Origin of the sequence: Pseudomonas sp. NPDC098747 (genome assembly GCF_044760045.1) — a bacterium.
Taxonomy (GTDB): Bacteria; Pseudomonadota; Gammaproteobacteria; order Pseudomonadales; family Pseudomonadaceae; genus Aquipseudomonas.
On the sequence record NZ_JBIWAL010000138.1, the window covers coordinates 1,468 to 2,199 of the forward strand.

The following is a 732-nucleotide window of genomic DNA, read 5'->3' on the forward strand; positions in this document are numbered from 1 at the left end:
GGTGAGCGTCCTCGTGAGGGTAACGACTTCTACCACGAGATGAAGGACTCCAACGTTCTGGACAAAGTGGCACTGGTTTACGGTCAGATGAACGAGCCGCCGGGTAACCGTCTGCGCGTAGCACTGACCGGCCTGACCATGGCCGAGAAGTTCCGTGACGAAGGTAACGACGTTCTGCTGTTCGTCGACAACATCTATCGTTACACCCTGGCCGGTACTGAAGTATCCGCACTGCTGGGCCGTATGCCTTCGGCAGTAGGTTACCAGCCGACCCTGGCTGAAGAGATGGGCGTTCTGCAAGAACGTATCACTTCGACCAAGGAAGGTTCGATCACTTCGATCCAAGCGGTATACGTACCTGCGGATGACTTGACCGACCCGTCGCCAGCGACCACGTTTGCCCACTTGGACGCCACCGTCGTTCTGTCCCGTGACATCGCTTCCCTGGGTATCTACCCGGCGGTCGATCCACTCGACTCGACTTCGCGCCAGCTGGATCCGAACGTAATCGGTCAGGACCACTACGACACCGCTCGCGGCGTTCAGTACGTTCTGCAACGTTACAAAGAGCTGAAAGACATCATCGCGATCCTGGGTATGGACGAACTTTCGGAAGCCGACAAACAGTTGGTTAACCGTGCTCGTAAGATCCAGCGCTTCTTGTCCCAGCCGTTCTTCGTGGCTGAAGTCTTCACCGGTGCTTCGGGTAAATACGTTTCCCTGAAAGACACC

General features: G+C 56.4%; 1 protein-coding gene. It reads left to right on the forward strand.

The features are described 5' to 3' along the window. Positions 1-732: F0F1 ATP synthase subunit beta (atpD, locus tag ACIQVE_RS29555; protein WP_402815481.1), on the forward strand; the 732-nt coding region annotated here is incomplete at both ends.